Raw genomic sequence first — 19,776 nt, 5'->3', positions numbered from 1 at the left:
GAAGGAAGGCTTCTGTGTCTTGGATTCTTGCCCGGATTAAAGCGCTTCAGCCAAACGCGGCAGCAGGCCGGCATGGCTGGTTTCATAGAGGGCCAGCAATCGCCGCGTCATCAGGTAATAAGAAGAAGCTGCCTGATGGATGTAGAAGGGCGCGCGGATTTGCGAGCGGCGAACGATCATATCAATACGGAGACGGAAGATAGCGCGCTTGAGTTGCACTGCATCGTGACGCATGCGCTCGGTGACGATCACGCCTTCTTCAAAATTCCAGCGCTGCACATATGCGGCGAGCGCGATCAACAGATCGGCGTTAGCCCACATGCGGAGAAGTCCCTCCTTGCCGCCGATCAGTCCCCACAGATGTTCCGGCTCAAGCTGCAGTTGGTTTGCCTTGGGTTGCAGATTGTCGAGCGCTACGATCTCAAGGCCGCGTGAGTGCATGGGTTGCATGCGAGACAACAGGTCTTCCCACGTAGTTGAACGGAGGCGACTGGCGCAGGTCTGTAAATAAACAAGACCGCCAGCGAGAAGAACCAGGAATGAGATCAGTAACAAAATAACCATCGTGGCCAGCTCTCAGCGTAAATTTTGAGCACTGCTAACCTGGGTAGAATCGTATTGAACTTTTGCATGTAAGGCAACAAGATATTTTTGCATTTCTTCCGGTAGTTCCCGCCGTTCCGGTTCCGGCAGCCAGAAGGCTGCGATCCAGTAAATCACGGCGCCGATGTAGGCGAGTGTGCGAACATGCTCAAGTGTTTTAAAATCTTGCAGATGAGCGGTCCCGTAATAGCTGTGGGCAACATCGACCATGGCCGAAATCAGGGCCCAGGCGGTGAGTCCCTGCCCCAGACGCATAACATGATTTTTCCATACTAGGCCCAGCTTCTGTGCGGAGAACATAGTTACAAGGAACAATTCACAGAAAATAAGGCTGGTAAACAGATACGCCCGAATTCCCCAGGCATCGATGGTCTTGGGAACCGACGGATGCACTGCGAAAGTGAGCCCTGCTGCGATAAACGCTCCCACTATTCCGGAAATCAAGAAGCTGGCGCGCGCGTCCCGCACCCATGTACCGGTAGGCCGCAATACAACGCGCGCAACTTCGATGATCAGAGCGACCTGCAACAAGAAATCAAATGCAAATGTGATCCAATAGACCGTCGCATATAAATGAGGGTCATATCGTATCACCAGGAAGCCGATGATATTTTCAACGACGTAGTACCCAATCAGCGTAGTGAATACAGGAAACTGCTGCCATCGTCTGTAAAGGAGCAGGACGACGAACAGAATAAAAGTGCCTGCGAAGCTCGCTGCCCACAATGCGTTGTCCAACAGCGACACTTTCATACAGGCATCTTACGCGGACTGACCTTCATTCGAAGAAAAAAATCAGACAGTCTTGCAACTCATCCAATGACTTGACCAATCGGGCTGGGCATGCCGCCACCGGGGCCGAACTCTAAGTCAGATCTCTGACCGATAGGACTCGGCATACCGCCGCCAGGACCGAACTCTAAGTCAGCTTTCTGGCCAATAGGACTCGGCATACCGCCGCCGGGGCCGAACGCGATGCTGGTCTTCTGACCAATGGGACTGGGCATACCGCCGCCGGGGCCTGCACTAGTAGCGGCAACGAGAGGCAGGGCAGCGAAAGACAGAATGGTCGCGGCGAGAACGGCAGAACGGGAAAAACTCAACATAAGAAAGGCTCCAAGCGCAGGTGCGCTGCATTCAGCGTATCTGGTGGATGTACTTACGCGAAATATTTTCTTCAAATTTCTTGCATTTCACTGAAAAATGTGCATTTCTTACAATCGAGCTTCTTTGGCTGGTGGCTAAACGCAAAAGCAGTCCTAATTTCTTATTCCAAAAGTCTCGGTGCGAACGCTCCATGGTTTCGGAATATTTTCAGATGACTTGGAACGCTAGTCAGCCATGCGGTTTGTGCCTTTGCATCAAAAGCCAAAATCGAAGAAAGGAAGTAGCTTAGATGGGATGAGCGCTCCTGGCCGCGCTGCAATGCTAAACTGACACTTTCCAACCTCAATTCCTAACGAAAACGGAAATGCTTTGTCAGACGAAAAATCCAGCATCCCAAAATCTCCGGTGACCTATGCCGACGCCGGGGTCGATATCACCAGCGGCGACCGCGCCAAACAGCGAATCAAATATCTGGCCCAGAAGACGTTCACCCGGAACGTGTTGAGCGAAATCGGCGGCTTCGGCGGTCTTTTCAAACTGGATATGACGAAATATCAGCAACCTGTGCTGGTTTCAAGCGCCGACGGCGTCGGGACCAAACTTAAAGTTGCCTTCGAGCTGGGAGTTCACCACACCGTGGGCGCCGATCTGGTGAACCACTGCGTCAACGACATTGCTGTGCAGGGGGCTGTCCCGCTGTTCTTCCTCGACTACCTGGCGACCGGACGCCTTGATGGAGCCGTGACCGAAAAGATCGTAAGCGGGCTGGCCGATGCCTGCCGCGCTAATGGTTGCGTGCTGATCGGCGGCGAGACCGCCCAGATGCCCGGCTTCTATTCCGACGGCGAATACGACCTCGCGGGTTTCATCGTCGGCGTCGTTGAGCGGGAGAAGATCATTACCGGCGCGAAAACTCAGACCGGCGATGTGCTCATCGGGCTACCCTCGACCGGGCTGCATACGAACGGCTATTCGCTGGCTCGCAAGCTGTTTTTCGAAGTCGCCGGATACAAAGCCGAGCAGTATGTGAATGCGCTCAAGGAAAAAGCCGGCGCAGCGCTGATGAAGACGCACCGCAGCTACCTGAACGTCATCAAGAAGCTCACGGCAAGCGACTACGTCAACGGCATAGCACATATCACCGGTGGCGGCATTACCGAAAACCTCCCGCGCATTCTGCCGAAGAACATTTCCGCCATCATTGAACTGGGCAGTTGGTCGGTGTTGCCCATCTTTGAACATCTGCGAGAGCTCGGCAGCGTCTCGCAAGACGAGATGCTGCGCACCTTCAACATGGGTATTGGCCTGATTGCAGTCGTTCCGGCGGAGAAGTTCAAGCGGGTGAAGTCGATGCTGGAGCGCGCCAACGAAAAGTTCTATGTGATCGGACGCACGGTGAAGGGCGACCGCAAGGTGGTCTATCAGTGAGCGAGCACCAGCGGCTCGGGATTTTGCTTTCAGGACGCGGGTCGAATTTTCTTGCCATCGCCGATGCCATTGCATCGGGCAAACTTGCCGGAGCCAAAATTGTAGTCGTCATCTCAAATAAGGCCGACGCGCCCGGACTCGCAGCCGCACGCGAACTCGACCTGAACGCGGTCGCCATCGAGGCGTGCGGTCGCAAGCGCGCCGAGCATGACGCTGAAATCATTGCCTGCCTGCGCAAGCACGAGGTAGACCTCATCTGTCTTGCCGGATACATGCGGCTGCTCTCGCAGGAATTCATCGCCACCTTTCCGCAGCGCATCCTCAATATCCATCCGTCGCTGCTGCCCGCATTTCCCGGGCTTGACGCGCAGCAGCAGGCATTCGACTACGGCGTAAAGGTTGCCGGCTGCACTGTCCATTTCGTTGACGAGCAGCTTGATCACGGCGTCATTGTCCTGCAGAAGACGGTCCCAGTTCTCGATGGAGACGACGCGCACACGCTGGCCGCGCGCATTCTGGAACAGGAACACATCGCCTATTCAGAAGCCATCGAGCGCGTGCTGTCAGGAAAATTCCGCATTCTGGGTCGCCGCTACTTGCCGCAAAACTGAACCGGGGAATCGGAGAGCGCCGGCGAATCTTCTGATAAACTAAATTGAGTTCGCGCAGCAAAGAAAGCGCCTGACCAGGAGCGTCTTCCGCGGGAACAGCCTGCCGCACACGATCGGGGAGTGGCTCAGCCTGGTAGAGCACCTGGTTCGGGACCAGGGGGTCGGAGGTTCAAATCCTCTCTCCCCGACCATTCTTCATTTTTGTTCCTTTCGGATATAAGGTCGAAGGGTTCTCTAAAGCAGGATAAAGACTTACTTCACCGATAGAGCAGTTCAAAAGTACTTTTGAGCAGTTCAGCCTGTTCGCAGGTTTTGGCTTGATGGCCTTTCGGACAGATAACGTATACGCCAGCCACGCACAAAGCGCTCTAGCGTGTTGGCAGAGTTCTCAGGGAATTTCGCTTTGGCTGGAAGGGCGTGAAGCTGCATGCTTCTTCCGGTCCCAGCGGTCGAGCGTGGTGAAAGATTCGAGCAGTTGCCGAACGTCGTGTTCTTCAGCACTGGCGCTGAGTTGACTTCGGACGGACGCCCGTTATGAGTGTGGAGCGCAGCGCGCTAATCCAGTCTGCAGATCAGGCATTTCAGATACTCCGTCTCCGGAATCGTCAGCACAACCGGATGATCCGCGGCCGCGCCGCGCCTCTCAATGAGGTGCGCACGACGCCCCGCGTCTCCCACGGCCGCTGCCACAACATGCTGGAAATCGGCCAGCGATACATGGTGCGAGCACGAACATGTGACCAGCACTCCGCCCGGACGCAGCATTTTCAGCGCCCGCAAATTCAGTTCCTTGTAGCCGCGAAGCGCACCTTCAACGGCCCGCTTTGACTTGGCGAAGGCCGGCGGATCAAGCACGATCGTGTCATAGACTGCGCCTGACATGCTCCAGTCGCGCAGCAGCTCAAAGGCGTTGGCCTCCACCCAGTCAACATTCGAGCCTTGCAGCCGCTCGGCGTTCGCGGCAAGATTCTTCTCCGCTACTTCGAGCGCGGCCCGGGAGACATCCACGCCGGTCACGCGCGGACAATTCCGCGCCAGATGCAGCGCGAACCCGCCCTGATAAGTACACACATCAAGAGCTTCCCCATGCGCATATCGCGCGGCAGCGGCATAGTTTTCCCGCTGATCCAGGAACGCTCCGGTTTTCTGCCCAGCGTTGGCGTCGTAATGGAAGGTCAATCCATTGAGCCGGAAACTTGTGCTGAGCAGCGGGCCTTCTTTATTGGCAGCATAGAGCGGCGCCATAGATGGAGCACTTAATTGCTCCAGTTCCCGGATGCGCGGATCGCTTCGCTCAATAATGCTTTGCGGAGACAACTCCTCTCTGAGTATGTGCGCGGCAACAGAGCGAACCTCGTCGTTGTCGAGAGCCTTTGTCAGCAATTGCAGGATCACCAACTCGCCATATTTATCGGCAATGATTCCGGGCAGCGCATCAGCCTCGCTGAAAACAAGCCGGCAGGCGTTTGTCTCTGCGTCGAGCAAAGAAAGCCGCATCCGAATGGCCGACTGAAGACGCGTCCGCGCAAGATCAAGCCACTGAATCTGGTCAATCAACTCAGTCGATACCAGTCTCAGAGCGATCTGTGAAGCCGGGCTGTAAAGCGCCGTACCGAGGGGAATGCCGCGCTGATCAACCACCGCGAGCAGCCCGGAAGGCTCGCCGAAAATCCGCTCCACATCTGATTGATAAACCCAGACATGCCCGCCACGAATGCGGTCAGCCGCGCGCCGGGAAATGACAACTGCAGGGCCTTCAAATTCCGCCTGAAGCGAGGTTGGAGCAACTACGCGAGGCCTTCGATCGCGCTTTGCATGCTTCTCTGTGTTGCGTCCGGGCATACGCTCATCTTCGCATGAAAGAACCGCAGTGCTTTGTCGATGAAGGCTGCACAAAAATGCGCCAGTTGCCGTGCGCCCACACGATTCCCTAATGCCCTATTCGCCTGCAGAGACTATAATCAAGTATGGCAACTGCGCAAAGCGCGTCAGTCGAAGCCGCGAAACCCCTTGCGGCCGCCGACCCGTTTGCCTCCCGCTTCGCCAAGCTGATAGCCACTGTCCGCGCCAACCGCCCCAACGACGACACCGACATCATCCGCAAGGCCTGGGAGTTCTGCCTCGAAAAGCACAGCGGCCAACTGCGCGCTTCCGGCGAGCCCTTTGTTCTTCATCCGCTTGAAGTTGCCATCGTCCTTGCCGAAATGAAGCTCGATTCGACCGCCATTGCCGGCGGCCTGCTGCATGACACTGTCGAGGACACAAAGGCCACCATCGCCGAAATCAACGCCCGTTTCGGCGAACAGGTAGCGCACATTGTCGAAGGCGTCACCAAGATCGACAAAATCCAGTTCGCGAACAAAGAAGACCGTCAGGCCGAGAACGTCCGCAAGATGCTGCTGGCCATGGTCACCGACGTGCGCGTAGTCCTCATTAAACTCGCCGACCGCCTGCACAACATGCGCACGCTCGAACATTTGCCGCAGGAAAAGCAGCAGGCCATCGCGCGCGAAACGCTCGACATCTACGCACCGTTGGCGCATCGGCTGGGCATGGGCAAATTGCGCGGCGAACTCGAAGACCTCGCCTTCCGCTTCGTCGATCCCTACGCTTATCAGCAGGTGCGCGAAGCCGTCGAAGAACGCCGCAGCGAGGGCGAACAGTTCCTTGCCGGAGTAGAAGCGCTGCTGCAGGAAAAGCTGCACGAGCACAACATCAAGGCGCGCCTTGAGTGGCGCATCAAGCGCCTCTACAGCGTGAACCAGAAACTCATCAAGGCGCGCACCACCGTCGATCAGGTATACGACCTCCTCGCCCTCCGCGTTATCACCGCAAGCGTGGCCGACTGCTACGCCGTCTTCGGCCTCATCCACAGCATCTGGCGCCCGGTGCCGGGCCGCATCAAGGACTTCATCGCCATACCCCGGCCAAACCTCTACCAATCGCTGCATACCACCGTAATGGGCGAGGGCGGCCGGCAATTCGAAGTGCAGATCCGTACGGAAGAGATGCACCGCACCGCGGAGGAAGGCATCGCCGCGCACTGGAAGTACAAGTCCGGCGGATCGCCCGTGAGCGCGCGCGATGAGCAGCGTCTCGCCTGGGTGCGGCAGTTGGTCGAGTGGCAGCGCGAAATGAGCGACCCGAACGAATTTCTTTCGACGCTCAAAATCGATCTTTATCCGGAAGAGGTCTACACCTTCACCCCCAAGGGCAAAGTTGTCGTCCTCCCCAAAGACGCCAGCCCGCTCGACTTCGCCTACGCCATCCACACTGAAGTCGGCCAGTCCTGTGTTGGAGCAAAGGTCAACGGACGCATGGTGCCGCTGCGCTCCAAGCTGCACAATGGCGACATCGTCGAAGTCGTCACGCAGAACGGCCACACGCCCAGCCGCGACTGGCTTACCTTCGTCAAGAGCGCGCGAGCGCGCAACAAGATCAAGCACTGGCTCAACGAGCACCAGCGCGAGCGCGCCATCGAAATCGGCCGCAAGTTGCTCGAACGCGAAGCCCGCAAATACAAAGTTTCGCTCTCAAAATTCGACGACTCCGACTACGAGCGCGTCGCCGCCGAGTACAGCCTCGCCACGCCAAACGATCTGCTCTCCGCCATCGGCTTCGGCAAATACTCCGCGCGTCAGGCACTCAATCGCCTCTCTCCCGGAGTCACCAGCCAGCAGGCAGCCGAGACTGACGCCGGAGTCGCCGACACCGTCAAGCGCGTCTCCATGTCGAGCAGCGCGGACTCGCTCCAGGTCGAAGGGCAGAACGAGTTGCTCGTCTACCGCGCACGATGTTGCAATCCCATCCGCGGTGAAGAGATTGTCGGCTACGTCACACGCGGCAAGGGTGTCGCCGTGCATGCGCGTAGTTGCCCCAATGTGCAGAATCTGCTCTACGAATCCGACCGCCGCATTTCCGTCGAATGGGCGCGCCCCGCCGACGAGGCCCTGGGACGCCGCCAGACCTATCCCGTCAAGCTGACCGTCTACTGCGACGACCGCGCCGGCATGTTGAAGGAAATGACCGCCGTCATCAGCGACGACAACACCAACATCCGCTCCGTCGACTCAAAGCGCGGCCCCAACGAAGACGCCACCGTCGAATTCATCGTGGACGCGGAAGACGTGCGCCATCTCAACCGTTTAGTGCAGGGCCTGCGCCGCGTCCCCGGCGTGCGCGACGTGCAGCGCTCACAAAAGCTCTAGCGCCCCAAAATTGTCGAAATAAATACTGCGCTTTTTGGCGTAGAAGCACCAGGACTTCAGAGCTTCCAGAAAAAGTCGCGTCTTGAAGGGGCACGACTTCAGTCGTGCCGTTAATACATGAAATCGGTCGGCTTTAGCCGCTGAGGTACGACTTCTCCCGCTGTCACGCGTTTTTCCGCAAACTGTTAGACATTAGGCCATTATGAAAAAGCGCTGTCATCCTGATCCTGAGTGCAACGAAGTCGAAAAGCCTGCCCTGAGCTTGTCGACGAGGATCTGCTTTTCAACAGCTTCAAAACAAGCCTATGAAGGCTATCGCAGGAACCCTCGCAAGGCCAGACGAGCGCCTGCCGAAGACCTCTACGCTCGTGTACACTGAGAAAGACCTCCGTGTCGGGACGTGGCTCAGCCTGGTAGAGCACTCGCTTGGGGTGCGAGGGGTCGGCAGTTCAAATCTGCCCGTCCCGACCATTCTTCATTCGCAAATTTCTCCTGCTACTCAATCCGCTTACACTATCTCTTAGGAGCGGCTGTACGTCGACAACGTACAACTGCCGAATCCCACGTCTCTGCGAGACGTGGGGCACCCGCATTCGCTGGAGGCGAACTTTGAGATATGGGCCACCCGCCCACGTAAATGCGACAAGCGGACAACTGAGCCCAGCCACTTTCCAGGTATCCCCAACAGGAATCGTCAACGCTCAGGTACATTTCGACACTTTCAACCCTTCAACGGGCCTGTTTGGACTTGTTGGACACACGTTCTGGGATTACTTGATAGGAAAGCTGTTCTTTCACCATAGTGCAGGACTTGACAAAGGGTGTTGATATGAGAACAAAGCTTTTCCCAGCGCTCCTGTATGTTTTGCTCGCCTGCCGTATGGATGCTCAGGTAATTCAATTGCCGAGTTCTCAACTCTCTCTGCCCGAGGGAAATGTAGTCGGTGCGGCCTTCGATCACGACCTGCTCTTTATCCAGCAATCCATCCTTCATGCTGACGGCCCCAGGGTTAGCTCTGAGCGCCAGATTCTTTCTTGGGATGTAAGCAGTAATTCCGCCCTGAAGACGCGCACTCTTGAGGATAACGGGCCATCATCTTTGACCGGTGATCGATGTGGACGTGTGCAAGTAGACACAGACTTGCATCGCGTTTTCATTTGCTCCAGCGACACCGCATTGGCTGTGCTAGATCCAGTCACCTTGCTGACCATTGCATTGGTGCCTATTAAGGGCCACATTTATGATTTCGTCGTTGATGATAGCCTTCATCGCCTTTTTGTAGTGTCACAGTCGGATTCGAATGTTCAGCACCTTTATGTCTATAACATCTCTGATGGGAAACAAGTTGATCAGATTGAATTGTCGTCAGGATATGCAGATGATGTTCGATTGGCCCTTGATCAACGGGCTCATCGAATTGGGATATCGGAAAGCCATCTGAATCATTCTGGATATACGACCGACCTATACGGGTGCCATTATAACGACGGATTGAATTGCAATCAGGTTGCTAAAACCGGCCAGGTCTCTGAAATTGCCGTTGTAGGTGCAGAGTTGTTGGCAGCCAGTGGCTTACTGGCCGATGACAAGCAGGTGTGTCTTACACAGATCAATCTCATGAATCAAACGATGTCTCATCCATATTGTGCCCCCCGGACAGGTGTGCACTACGGTGTAGGAGTTGTTGGTCGTGAATATGTTGTAGGTTATACAGGAGCGAGCAAACGACTTCATTTTAAAGAAGCAACGGTTCCTTTGGGCAGTTCCGTTTCAGTTTGGAGACTAGAGAATAGCAAGATTGCGGCAGAAACTGCTCAACACAACTATGACGGGTCATTTCAAGGAGGAGTGCGGATTGCTTCTAGTAAAACCCAACCGCGCTTCCTGCTATTCAGTACAACATCGAACGTTGCGTATATCTATGACATCAAAGAATCGACTGGAAATTAATTGACCTCAAGCAACGGGCTGAGTTCAACGGGCGGCGCGGCCTATTCAAGCCCTCTTTTGGCTTGATTAGGGCTGTCACTGTACATCAGTTGAAAGCGGACAGCACAAAAGTTCTAAAATCGTCTGCTAAGGCCGACCATTCTTCATTCTCAAATTTCTCCTGCTACTGGTCTGCCTTACACTGTCTTAAGGAGACCAACTTGGAAAACATTGCAAGCCAGTTCTTTGTTCAGGCCGAGGAGCGCATCGAGCGCTACAACCTTCTGAAACATCCTTTCTATACCGCATGGACGGCGGGCGAACTGATCCCCGAAGACCTTCGCGAATATGCCGCCGAGTACTGGCATCACGTGTCCGCGTTTCCGGCTTATCTGAGCGCGCTTCATTCGCGCCTTCAAGATGGCGCCACACGGCGCATGATCGCCGCCAATCTTGCTGACGAAGAAGGCGTCGGCTCGCCCGATGGCCGTGCACACAGTGACCTCTGGATGGACTTCGCCAAAGGCATGGGCGCAAGTGAATCCGAGGTGAAAAACCGCGCGCTGCAACCGGAAATGCAGCAGATGATTGCCTCATTCGAGCGCATCGCCACCGAGGGCAGCCCCACTGCGGCATTGGCCGCCTTCTATGCTTACGAATCGCGCGTGCCCGCAATTGCCAGGGAAAAAGCGGCCGGCTTAAAGGAGCACTACAGCGCAGACTCCGCCACGATTCGTTACTTCGCGCTCCATCAGACTGCCGACATACATCATGCTGCTGTCTGGCGCGCTTTAATTGCCGACGAACTCCCTAAGACTCCGGAAGCTGTCAAAGAAGGACTTGATGCAGCCGAACAGGCCGCGGCCGCATTGTGGTCAGCACTGGATGGGGTGGAGCGGGGCCGTCAGATGCGCAAGAACCTTGCGACTGCCTGCGCTTAAGCGCTCTCTTGTTTGACAACCTGAGGCGCACTGGGACGCACATCTCTTTATTTCTGCGGCAATGTCTGAGCCTGTGCGGCCGCACGGCGCTTACGCCTGACACCGAGGGCTTGCGGCAGTGATGTGTGAATACGCGTCATGCATTTCCGGCACCGGATCGGATATCTGAGGACCGCCAGAAGCGGAAGATCCCGCAGCCGAAGTCTGGAGAGTCTGAATTCGTCAGAATAGCAATCTGGGCAGAGCAAATCAGTGCTACCAACAAGAGACATAATGAACCTTAGATACTGTTGTTTCTTTAGATGCCATCCTGAGACTGACTTTTGCCAATAATCAGAAAAATTCCTGGCGTAATTTTTCACACGAAACATAGGCCATTCTGGGGTACTGTATCTCTACAACCGCTCCGGCGGAGGGTGACGCTATGGTCTGGGACGTTTCGTTTACGTGCGATATTTGCGGGAAGAAGAAGGGCGAAGCCAACCACTGGTGGATGGTGATGCTGGGCGACGTGCCTTGCTTTGATGAAGGGCAGCCTTCCCAGCGCTTTACGCTTCTGCCATGGAACCTCAACGAAAGCCGTAACCATGATATGTATCACCTTTGCGGACAGAACTGTGCCATGGCAGCGATGGAGCGCTTTATGACACATGGCACGATTGAGTCCGACCTGGCGGCGCACTCCCGCCGCTGACCCTCATTCGCCGAAAAGATTTGGCCGCTCAAGAGAAGCAGTTTTCTTCGTCTTGTGTTCGCGGGGAACCGGAGCAGGTGACACAGAAAGCATGCCGAGCAACTCTTTTAGTTCTTTGCGCAATCGCTGAAGTCGTGCTTCAGTTCCACCCTTCTTCAGTCCAGCCATCTCCGCTCTCAATGGCAGTTCAGGCTGAGAACCATGCGCCTTTCGCATTTCGCGCCCTTCGACTTGCATCAGCTGGCGTGCGCCTGCGATTGTATAGCCTTCTTCGTGCAGCAGATGCTTGATGTGCAGCGCCATTTCCACGTCACGCTTGCGATACAGGCGCTGACCGGTTCCGCTCTTGTTTGGCTTCAGTTGGGGAAACTCGGTTTCCCAGAAGCGAAGGACATAGGACTGCACCTTGCACAGCCGGGCGACTTCGCCGATGCGAAAGTACAGCTTGTCCGGAATGGCGGTGCTTGCCGTTCCACGCTGCAGCGGTCGTTGTGAGGCATGTTTCTGCTTCTGCATGAAAAGACCGGCTGGCCCAACTACTGCCACTCCCAGAAGTATAGGCCACGGCGCGCGTGCTTCTGCAACTGAAAGTTTGGGCTAGAGCTCTAGGCCAGCCGCAGCGACTCAGCGTCGTCGGCCGAAATCGGTTCGCGCGAGGGAACACCGGCGCTGGCTGCGCGCAGATATTGCACCGGCCAGGCAATCGTCTGCCCCAATTCATCGGCGGCATGCAAAGCCCAATAAGGATCACGCAGGAATTCGCGCGCCATCAGAACGAGGTCGGCCTGTCCCGTACGCAGGATATGATCGGCCTGTGCCGGTTCGGTAATCATCCCCACTGTGCCGGTCCTGGCCCCGGTGTGTCTGCGTATCTGCTCGGAAAAATGTGTCTGGTAACCCGGGCCGACGGGAATCTTCACGCCGGGAATCAGTCCGCCTGAGGACACGTCGATAAGATCCACTTTTCTCAGCCGCAGCTGCGCTGCGAGAGCAATCGAACCTTGAACATTCCAGCCGCCTTCTGCCCAGTCCGTTGCGGAAATGCGAACGAACAGAGGCTTCTCTTCGGGCCACCAGTCGCGCACGGCGTCCACTACGCGTACCAGCAGACGCATGCGATTCTCAATCGGTCCGCCATACATGTCACTGCGCTGATTGCTCAGCGGGCTCAGGAACTCGTGCAACAAATAGCCGTGTGCTGCGTGGATCTCAATCACGTCAAAGCCGGCAAGCAAAGCGCGGCGCGCTGCCATCGCGAAGGCCTGGATAATTTTTCCGATTCCCGCTTCATCCAGCTCCCGCGGCTGCTTGTAATGTGGGGCAAAGGGAATCGGGCTTGGCGCCATGACTTCGTCCCAGCCGCCTTCTTCCACTGTCATAATGCGTTCGCCCATCCAGGGAGGAGACATGCTCGCCTTACGCCCGGCATGGGCAAGCTGTATTCCGGCGAACGCCCCCAGACCGTGCAGAAAGTCGACGACGCGTTTCAGCGGGACAATGTGCTCGTCCTTCCACAGACCGAGATCGCGCGGACTGATGCGGCCTTCCGCGGTGACCGCGGTCGCTTCTGTCATCACCAGCGCCGCTCCGCCGGCAGCGCGGCTGCCCAGGTGGACGAGATGCCAGTCGGTGGCAAAGCCGTCTTCGGAGGAATACTGGCACATGGGCGACACCGCTACTCGATTCGGCAGCGTTATGTTTCCCAGCTCCAATGGAGCAAACAGACTGGCGATGTGGTCCGGCATGGCAGCTCCCCTCTGTGTGCAAGCATCTCACGTTTTCTGCGCGCAGCCTCGATAAGATGCCACGAACTAATGTTGCCAGTTTGGCTGCAAAGAAAAGGCCGCAGCTAAATGCTGCGGCCTTCGACATTGAGCAAAATATTTCCTAGTGGTGTGGCGGTCGCGCGGATTGCTGATGTGGCTGCTGCTCGACGTGGGCTGGCCACTCCTTGTCCTGTTGCGGACCAGCAGGGCGCCCCTGCCGCATGTTCTCGACCTGCTGCGGTTCGAGCGGACGGCCGGGGTGCGTTTCCATTGCTCGCTGTTTCTCCTGGAAGGTTGGTTGCGGAGTGGGCGGCTGGCTGCGCGTGATCAGTTGCCTCGGCTGCTCGGGTTGACGGTTGTACTGGTCGGTCCTTCCTTTGTCTGTCTGCATAGGCGGATTGTTAGTACGCACCGGCGGGTTGTTGGGGGGAACAGGCCGCTCTGGTTGTGGATGCGCTACCTCAACCGGCTGGGTAGCACGGGGCACATTCTGCAGTGGCGCGCCAGGCCTAGACTGAGCCTCGCCACCATGCACCAGCAGCACTGGACGTACTGTAGATACCCGGACGGTATTTACGGGATGTGGGACCTTCGCGGAAATCGTCGGTTGGATGGACGGATGCGGAATAACCTGCGCGCGCTCGATCTGTGCCTGGTCAACGTGCACCATGTTCTCGCGGACGGGTCTCGCCGAAGAAAAAGTGGTGCTGTTCACCGCGGTAAATGCGCGTCCGCGGTTTGCATAGTCGATGTGCACATCATGCAGATTGTTCACATGATTGATAAAGGTGTTGTAGTTGTTCACCACCGTCACATTGCGAATGCGCGTGATGTTGATATTTGTCACGTTGATATTGCGAATGTATGTCGTGCTGCAGTGATACCAGGGGTAGAACGGCTCACCCGGCCCCAATGGGAACCATGCTGCAACTCCGCCTGCGACAAAGCCATCACCTCCTGCGAAAGCGACAAATGCAGGTGACCACACTGGATAAGCAACGACCGGCCCCGGCACCCAGCCCCAGCGCGAGCCGATAAATGCCCAGCGGCCATAGTGGAAGGGCGCATAACCCCACGGCTCATCTTCCACCCACGTCCATCCCCACGGATATACCCAGACCCAATGGCCGGAGCGATAAGGCACCCAATCAACAGCAACACCCCGCGGGTACCATACCGGGCCATAATCCGCTTCATTCGACCACGCACCGTATCCATCCAGGTCGTCGTAGCCGACCACGTTGCGCCCCACATATTGTCCTGCCTGGGCATTCAGGATGTGGCGGTCGCGTTCGACGCACCAGCTGTCAAAGGCATCGGGAGCAGGTGGCTGGACCGACGCAAGCTGAATCGGGTTCGTCCCTTCAAGCTGAACTGCCTGGCCTGCGTTGACATACTCCGACAGCCCCGGCCCCGTGACCTGCACCTGTCCGCTGCTTACGGTCACAACGGTTCCGCCGTTGCCGGTGTAGGAATCCACGCGGAAATCGCCCGGCTGCACCACCGTAAGCGAGCCATTCGGCGTATCGACCTCAACCTGTTGGCCGGGATTCAGTGAAAAGGTGCGGACACGAATGGTACCCTGCGCGAGACCCAGTTGCGTCAGTTGATCGGCCAGGTTCGTAAATGTCAGGTCGGTATTCTGCCACATGCGAATGGCCATCGATCCGAGCTGCACCTCGGCGCGCGAATTCTGGTCGGCGTAGATGCGGTCGCCGCTCGCTACCGGATAGTTGTCCGGTACCTGGCTCCATTGGTCCACATCGGCAGGCTGCACCGAAACATTGCCTTGCGTGGCGTGCAGCCTTCCTGCCACTGCCGGCGGGTCGCCCGCATCGGCGTGCAGCGGCAGCGCTCCGCAGACAACCGCAATAACGCAAGCAAGCACGACCAGAAAGGATCTTTTGATTGAAGTCGTCATCTTTCCTCCGGGAAATGCCATCGTCCTGTGGTTCCCCAGTCCATGTAACACCAACTTTTCAGGACAGATGCGCTGCAGGAAGATGGAAGCTGAAATTCCAAACAAAAAAGAGGCTTCAGGTGGGAAGCCTCTCAATCACAACCCATTGCGACTGCCAACGAATGAAACGCAGTTCTTTTGCCTCCGCGAAAAACCTCTCCCTAATGGGCTTTTCTTAGAAAGAATGCGTCAATTGCCCTACAAATAGAAGCAAATTAAGCAGCCGTCCTACATGTTGTATCCACAATGAAGATATGTCAAGAAGTTTCGCAAACAAATTTGTGCATAACGGGCAGTACGATGGCGGGAACGGACGGCGTTGCCGAAGCGTATGTCTTTTCAAAGGGAGAAAGAAGGATGAAACGCTGCATTTTGCCTTTGATGGCGCTTGCTCTGCTGGTTGCATCGGGCTGTCGTATTCAAGTCGACAAATCCAAGGACGGCGAGGACAAAAACGTAAAAATCGATACGCCCATGGGCGGATTGCATGTAAAAACCAATGACCTGACGGCTGCGGACGTCGGCCTCCCCGTGTATCCGGGAGCGCAGGTTGTGCCTGACCATGACAATGACAAGGCGGCGGACATCCATCTGGGATTCGGCAAATGGCAATTGCGGGTGAAGGTGGTCAACTATCAGACATCCGATTCACAGGACCAGGTTCTTACGTATTACCGCAAGGCGTTGGGCCGCTACGGCGACGTGATCCAGTGCAACCACAACGCGCCCGTTGGCACGCCGACCACCACCCGCGACGGCCTTACCTGCGGAGACCACGATAAAAATGTTCACGTCGATGAGGGCGACGATCTCAGCCTGCGGGCTGGCTCCAAACATCATCAGCATCTCGTGGGCTTCAAGAATGGCAACAACGGCAATACGAGGTTCGCGCTGGTGGAGCTGGAATTGCCTGAAGGCGTCAACGATAACGATGCAAACAGCCAGTAAGTTTGCCAGATTGCGCTCAACTGCCTAGTGAGATAGGGTCAAGGTATGGATCTGGCCTGCCATCACTGCGGCGCAACGTTATCGACACCCGATCTTTTCTGCCCGCATTGCGGAGCGCCCCAGTTGCGTTTCGAACCCGTCGAAGAAACAGGCCGCTACGAATCCGATGGCAATGGCTCCGGCTCTAACCAGTTGGTTGTCTGGCGGGCTGCCGTGCAGGTTGCTCTTATCGTCGCCATACCGGTTGGTCTGTTGAGCTCGTTGCTTGATTTCGGTATTATCTGGGTGCTTGTCGGCGGATTCTGCGCCATTGCGCTTTACCAGCGCAAAGCGACGCCGCTCATCAATCCGCGCGTAGGCTGGCGCATCGGCATGCTGGTGGGTGGGCTGGCCGCTTTTCTTTCAAGTGTTGCTGACGGCGTGAGCATGGTCTTCGAGCGCTACGGTCTGCACCATGGCGCATCCATTGACCAGAAGCTCGCTTCGCTGACCCAGCAGATGACCGACCAGATGATCCATCAAAACCCCGAAGCCGCACAGCAGATTCCCTGGTTCATCCATTTCTGGCTGTCGCCCGACGGACATGCTGCAGTCGTGCTCTTCATGTCGGCATTTGCCGCCCTGATGATGATCGCCTTTTCGTCGATCGGCGGAGCGCTGGGCGCACGCGTGCTGGGCGCGCGCAGCCGGCTTTCCCTGCACTCATAACTGGCCGCTTGCGGCGCAGCGCCTGCGCCTCGTATCATCCCCAAGAGCCTATATGTCAGACACACAAGCAATCTCCAAGCCGGTGCTTCGCGAGAAGGGCCGCATCCTGTCCGCCTCAGAAATCGAGCGGACGCTTGTCCGGCTCGCCCACGAAATCATCGAAAAAAACAATGGCAGCGACAATCTCGGCTTAGTCGGAGTGCAGCGTCGCGGTGTTCCGCTGGCCCAGCGCCTGGCGGCGCTCATCGGCAACATCGAGAAGCATCCGGTTGATATCGGCGTCCTCGACATCAGCTTTTACCGCGATGACCTCTCGACCAAAGACGTGCGCCCTGTTGTGAACCCGGGCGACCTGGGTTTCGACGTTAACGGGCGTGACGTTGTCCTTGTCGATGACGTGCTCTACACCGGGCGTACGGTTCGCGCCGCGCTCGACGCGCTCTTCGATCACGGCCGCCCACGCCGCGTGCAGTTGCTTACGCTGATCGACCGCGGGCATCGTGAGTTGCCCATTGAAGCTACTTTCATCGGCAGGACCATTCAAACCAGCGACAGCGAAATCATTGAAGTGAAGCTGCGCGAGGTGGACAACGATGAGCAAGTGCTGCTCGTCGAGCGTATAGATTGAGCATAATCGCGTAGACTGACTAGAGCGCAGCAGTCCTGAAGCCCAGTATCCACTCCAACGTATCCGCATGACGAAATCACAAGCCAAGCCGCGCAAAACGCCCTCAACAAACCCGCCGCAAATTTTCTCTCATCATCCGGCCTCTCTGCTTTCCGTCGCCGACCTGACGCTCGAGGATCTCACCTCTATCCTCAAAAACGCCTCAGCCCTCGAAAACGAAGACCCGCGCAAGCGCATGAATCATCTCTTCAAGCGCCGCGTATCACTGCTCTTCTATGAATCCAGCACACGCACGCGCACTTCATTTGAACTCGCAGCAAAGCAGCTTGGCGCGGACACGGTGCTGGTCAGCGCGCTTTCCTCCAGCATCGAAAAGGGCGAGTCTCTCAAAGACACCGGCATTACTTTGCGCTCGCTTGGCGCTGAGTGCATCATCCTGCGGCATCCTCAATCGGGTGCTCCCTATGTGTTGTCGCGCGCGACTGGGCTGCCAATTCTGAACGCGGGCGACGGCATGCATGAACACCCTTCGCAGGCGCTACTCGATCTCCGAACAATTCTGACTCATCTGCGCGGAACGAAACCCGCGCCTGTTTCCGAAAAGACCCTCAAAGGCGTGACCATCACCATCTGCGGCGACATCTTCCACAGCCGCGTGGCACGCTCGAATATGCTGTTGTTGCCGCGACTCGGCGCTCGCGTTGTGCTCTGCGGCCCCCCGGCACTGCTGCCAGAAATAGCGGCGTCCGCCGGCTCCGGAATTGCCATCGAACGCGACTTCGAGAAAGCGCTGAAGCAGTCGCAGGTCGTCATGATGCTGCGCATCCAGGCTGAGCGCCTCGCAGGATTGAATCTCGATCTCGACGAGTACAAGCTGCGTTACCAGGCCAACGCTGAACGCATTTCCGCGCATGCGCCGAACGCACTCATCATGCACCCAGGCCCCATCATTCGTGGACTGGAAGTCACCAGCGAAGTGGCCGATGGCCCGCAGTCAGCTATCGCCGAGCAGGTGCGGCATGGCGTGGCCATTCGCATGGCTCTGCTGGTGCGCGCGCTCACGGCAGCGCCGAAAGGAAAACGCAAATGACGGCCGTTCTCATTCGCGGAGGCCGCGTCATCGATCCATCTACAAGCCTCGACGCCAATCGCGATCTGCTGCTCAAAGATGGCCGCGTCTCCGCCATCGACGCTCCGGGCAAACTCAATGCCGTAGCAAAGCAGGAGTCGGCCGAAATCCTTGATGCAAAAGACCTCATCGTTGCACCCGGGCTCGTCGATATTCACGTCCACCTGCGTGAACCCGGACAAGGCTACAAAGAAACCATTGCCTCAGGGACAACTGCTGCTGCTGCTGGCGGATTCACAACCGTCTGCGCCATGCCGAACACCGTTCCAGTAAATGACTCACCCGAAACCACACGCTGGATGCAATCGCCAGAGCGCGGCGCACAGATTCGCGTTTTCCCCATCGCCGCAGCCACGCGTGGCAGCATGGGCGAAGCGCTGACTGAATACGGTGCGCTCAAAGCCGCTGGCGCTGTCGCCGTAACCGATGACGGCAAGCCGATCCTTGGCGATGCCATTATGCGCGCAACGCTGGCCGCTGCAGCCCGTATTGGACTGCCGGTGATCCAGCACGCTGAAGACACGCGCATGACCGGTGGCTGCTCAATGAACGCCGGCACGCTGGCATTTCGTCTCGGTCTGCGCGGGATGCCCGTCGAGGCCGAATCGAGCCTGGTCGAACGCGACATCCGCCTTGTTGCTGAACTGAAGGACAGCCGCCCTCATCTTCATGTAGCGCATCTCTCAACAGCAAAGGCCCTCGAAGCCGTCAAGAGCGCCCGCCGCAACGGACTGCGCGTCACTTGTGAAGTTGCTCCGCATCATTTTGTGCTTAGTGAAGAAGCCATCGCCGAATACAACACTCATGCCAAGATGAACCCGCCTCTGCGTTCGGATGCCGACCGCGAAGCTATGCTCGCAGGCATCATCGATGGTTCGGTTGACGCCATCGCCACCGACCACGCGCCCCACGCCGCGCACGAGAAGGAGCAGGAATTTGAGCGCGCTCCGAATGGAATCACCGGGCTGGAGACTGCTCTGGGTCTGACCATGTCCATTCTGCACGGCAAACACAAGCTGCCCCTGAGCCGTGTCATCTCTCTATTGAGCACACAGCCGGCAACTGTACTGAACCTGAAGGGACGCGGCAGCCTCGCCACCGGCTCCGTCGCTGAT

General features: G+C 57.0%; 18 protein-coding genes, 2 tRNA genes and 1 pseudogene. 14 read left to right on the top strand and 7 right to left on the bottom strand.

The genetic code is table 11. From position 1 onward, the window contains the following. Positions 1-36: 36 nt before the first annotated feature. The 3 genes from VEV40_RS04515 to VEV40_RS04505 form a co-directional block, all read right to left on the bottom strand. Positions 37-450: a hypothetical protein gene (locus VEV40_RS04515; RefSeq protein ID WP_324830516.1), complete on the bottom strand. Its 414-nt coding sequence runs from the start codon at positions 448-450 to the stop codon at positions 37-39. A gap of 126 nt (positions 451-576) precedes the next feature. Then, on the bottom strand, positions 577-1,356 hold the full coding sequence (locus VEV40_RS04510; RefSeq protein ID WP_324830487.1) for a hypothetical protein: 780 nt from the start codon (positions 1,354-1,356) through the stop codon (positions 577-579). Between the two features lie 59 nt (positions 1,357-1,415). Beyond that, positions 1,416-1,709 carry a hypothetical protein gene (locus VEV40_RS04505; RefSeq protein WP_324830485.1) on the bottom strand — a complete coding sequence of 98 codons (294 nt, stop codon included), beginning with the start codon at positions 1,707-1,709 and terminating at the stop codon, positions 1,416-1,418. A gap of 370 nt (positions 1,710-2,079) precedes the next feature. On the opposite strand from VEV40_RS04505, the gene purM reads away from it, so the two are divergent. The 3 genes from purM to VEV40_RS04490 all read left to right on the top strand — a co-directional run bounded on the left by purM (position 2,080) and on the right by VEV40_RS04490 (position 3,940). Continuing rightward, positions 2,080-3,138, top strand: coding sequence for a phosphoribosylformylglycinamidine cyclo-ligase (purM, locus tag VEV40_RS04500; RefSeq protein WP_324830483.1), 1,059 nt, complete (start codon positions 2,080-2,082; stop codon positions 3,136-3,138). Continuing rightward, positions 3,135-3,749, top strand: coding sequence for a phosphoribosylglycinamide formyltransferase (purN, locus tag VEV40_RS04495; RefSeq protein WP_324830481.1), 615 nt, complete (start codon positions 3,135-3,137; stop codon positions 3,747-3,749). The genes purM and purN overlap by 4 nt, the downstream gene beginning before the upstream one ends. Before the next feature lie 114 nt (positions 3,750-3,863). Further along, positions 3,864-3,940, top strand: a tRNA-Pro gene (locus tag VEV40_RS04490). Positions 3,941-4,304: 364 nt separating this feature from the next. Here the strand turns inward: VEV40_RS04490 and VEV40_RS04485 are convergent. Further along, entirely contained in the window at positions 4,305-5,591 is a 1,287-nt protein-coding gene (locus tag VEV40_RS04485; RefSeq protein ID WP_324830480.1) for a class I SAM-dependent rRNA methyltransferase, read from the bottom strand. A gap of 125 nt (positions 5,592-5,716) precedes the next feature. Between VEV40_RS04485 and VEV40_RS04480 the strand changes: the two genes are divergently transcribed. The 5 genes from VEV40_RS04480 (at position 5,717) to VEV40_RS04460 (ending at position 11,522) form a co-directional block, all read left to right on the top strand. After that, positions 5,717-7,957 carry a bifunctional (p)ppGpp synthetase/guanosine-3',5'-bis(diphosphate) 3'-pyrophosphohydrolase gene (locus VEV40_RS04480; RefSeq protein ID WP_324830478.1) on the top strand — a complete coding sequence of 747 codons (2,241 nt, stop codon included), beginning with the start codon at positions 5,717-5,719 and terminating at the stop codon, positions 7,955-7,957. Positions 7,958-8,351: 394 nt separating this feature from the next. After that, positions 8,352-8,428, top strand: a tRNA-Pro gene (locus tag VEV40_RS04475). A gap of 358 nt (positions 8,429-8,786) precedes the next feature. Beyond that, the gene (locus tag VEV40_RS04470; protein ID WP_324830477.1) at positions 8,787-9,908 is read left to right on the top strand and encodes a hypothetical protein; all 1,122 of its coding nucleotides are present in this window, start codon (positions 8,787-8,789) and stop codon (positions 9,906-9,908) included. Positions 9,909-10,108: 200 nt separating this feature from the next. Continuing rightward, positions 10,109-10,828, top strand: coding sequence for a CADD family putative folate metabolism protein (locus VEV40_RS04465; RefSeq protein WP_324830476.1), 720 nt, complete (start codon positions 10,109-10,111; stop codon positions 10,826-10,828). Positions 10,829-11,252: 424 nt separating this feature from the next. Then, complete coding sequence (locus VEV40_RS04460) at positions 11,253-11,522, top strand: hypothetical protein (protein ID WP_324830475.1); 270 nt, start codon at positions 11,253-11,255, stop codon at positions 11,520-11,522. Positions 11,523-11,525: 3 nt separating this feature from the next. On the opposite strand, the gene VEV40_RS04455 is transcribed toward VEV40_RS04460, so the two are convergent. The 3 genes from VEV40_RS04455 to VEV40_RS04445 form a co-directional block, all read right to left on the bottom strand. Then, positions 11,526-12,038 (bottom strand): MerR family transcriptional regulator, encoded by a 513-nt coding sequence (locus VEV40_RS04455; protein ID WP_324830474.1) that lies wholly within the window; start codon positions 12,036-12,038, stop codon positions 11,526-11,528. A gap of 89 nt (positions 12,039-12,127) precedes the next feature. Further along, positions 12,128-13,267: an NADH:flavin oxidoreductase/NADH oxidase gene (locus VEV40_RS04450; RefSeq protein ID WP_324830473.1), complete on the bottom strand. Its 1,140-nt coding sequence runs from the start codon at positions 13,265-13,267 to the stop codon at positions 12,128-12,130. A 142-nt stretch (positions 13,268-13,409) separates the two neighbouring features. Further along, positions 13,410-15,209, bottom strand: a complete 1,800-nt coding sequence (locus VEV40_RS04445; RefSeq protein ID WP_324830471.1) for a DUF6600 domain-containing protein — start codon at positions 15,207-15,209, stop codon at positions 13,410-13,412. 396 nt (positions 15,210-15,605) lie between these two features. Here VEV40_RS04445 and VEV40_RS04440 point away from each other — a divergent pair, with 396 nt between their 5' ends. From VEV40_RS04440 to VEV40_RS04420, 6 genes and pseudogenes are all read left to right on the top strand, one after another. Further along, positions 15,606-16,196 carry a hypothetical protein gene (locus VEV40_RS04440; RefSeq protein ID WP_324830469.1) on the top strand — a complete coding sequence of 197 codons (591 nt, stop codon included), beginning with the start codon at positions 15,606-15,608 and terminating at the stop codon, positions 16,194-16,196. 45 nt (positions 16,197-16,241) lie between these two features. Further along, positions 16,242-16,313 (top strand): annotated as a pseudogene (locus tag VEV40_RS20665) (zinc-ribbon domain-containing protein); the annotation flags it as partial. 6 nt (positions 16,314-16,319) lie between these two features. Further along, positions 16,320-16,904 carry a hypothetical protein gene (locus tag VEV40_RS04435; protein ID WP_324830468.1) on the top strand — a complete coding sequence of 195 codons (585 nt, stop codon included), beginning with the start codon at positions 16,320-16,322 and terminating at the stop codon, positions 16,902-16,904. 52 nt (positions 16,905-16,956) lie between these two features. Beyond that, a complete protein-coding gene (gene pyrR / locus VEV40_RS04430) occupies positions 16,957-17,532 on the top strand; it encodes a bifunctional pyr operon transcriptional regulator/uracil phosphoribosyltransferase PyrR (protein ID WP_324830466.1) in 576 nt (191 codons plus the stop codon). 67 nt (positions 17,533-17,599) lie between these two features. Further along, a complete protein-coding gene (locus tag VEV40_RS04425; protein ID WP_324830464.1) occupies positions 17,600-18,622 on the top strand; it encodes an aspartate carbamoyltransferase catalytic subunit in 1,023 nt (340 codons plus the stop codon). Further along, positions 18,619-19,776, top strand: a 1,158-nt coding sequence (locus VEV40_RS04420) for a dihydroorotase (RefSeq protein WP_324830462.1), incomplete at its 3' end; no start/stop codon positions are given. The genes VEV40_RS04425 and VEV40_RS04420, both read left to right, overlap by 4 nt.

Source organism: Alloacidobacterium sp., assembly GCF_035631355.1.
GTDB lineage: Bacteria > Acidobacteriota > Terriglobia > Terriglobales > Acidobacteriaceae > Alloacidobacterium.
The sequence above is the reverse complement of the archived record's forward strand: the minus strand, read 5'-3'. Positions and strand labels throughout refer to the sequence as shown.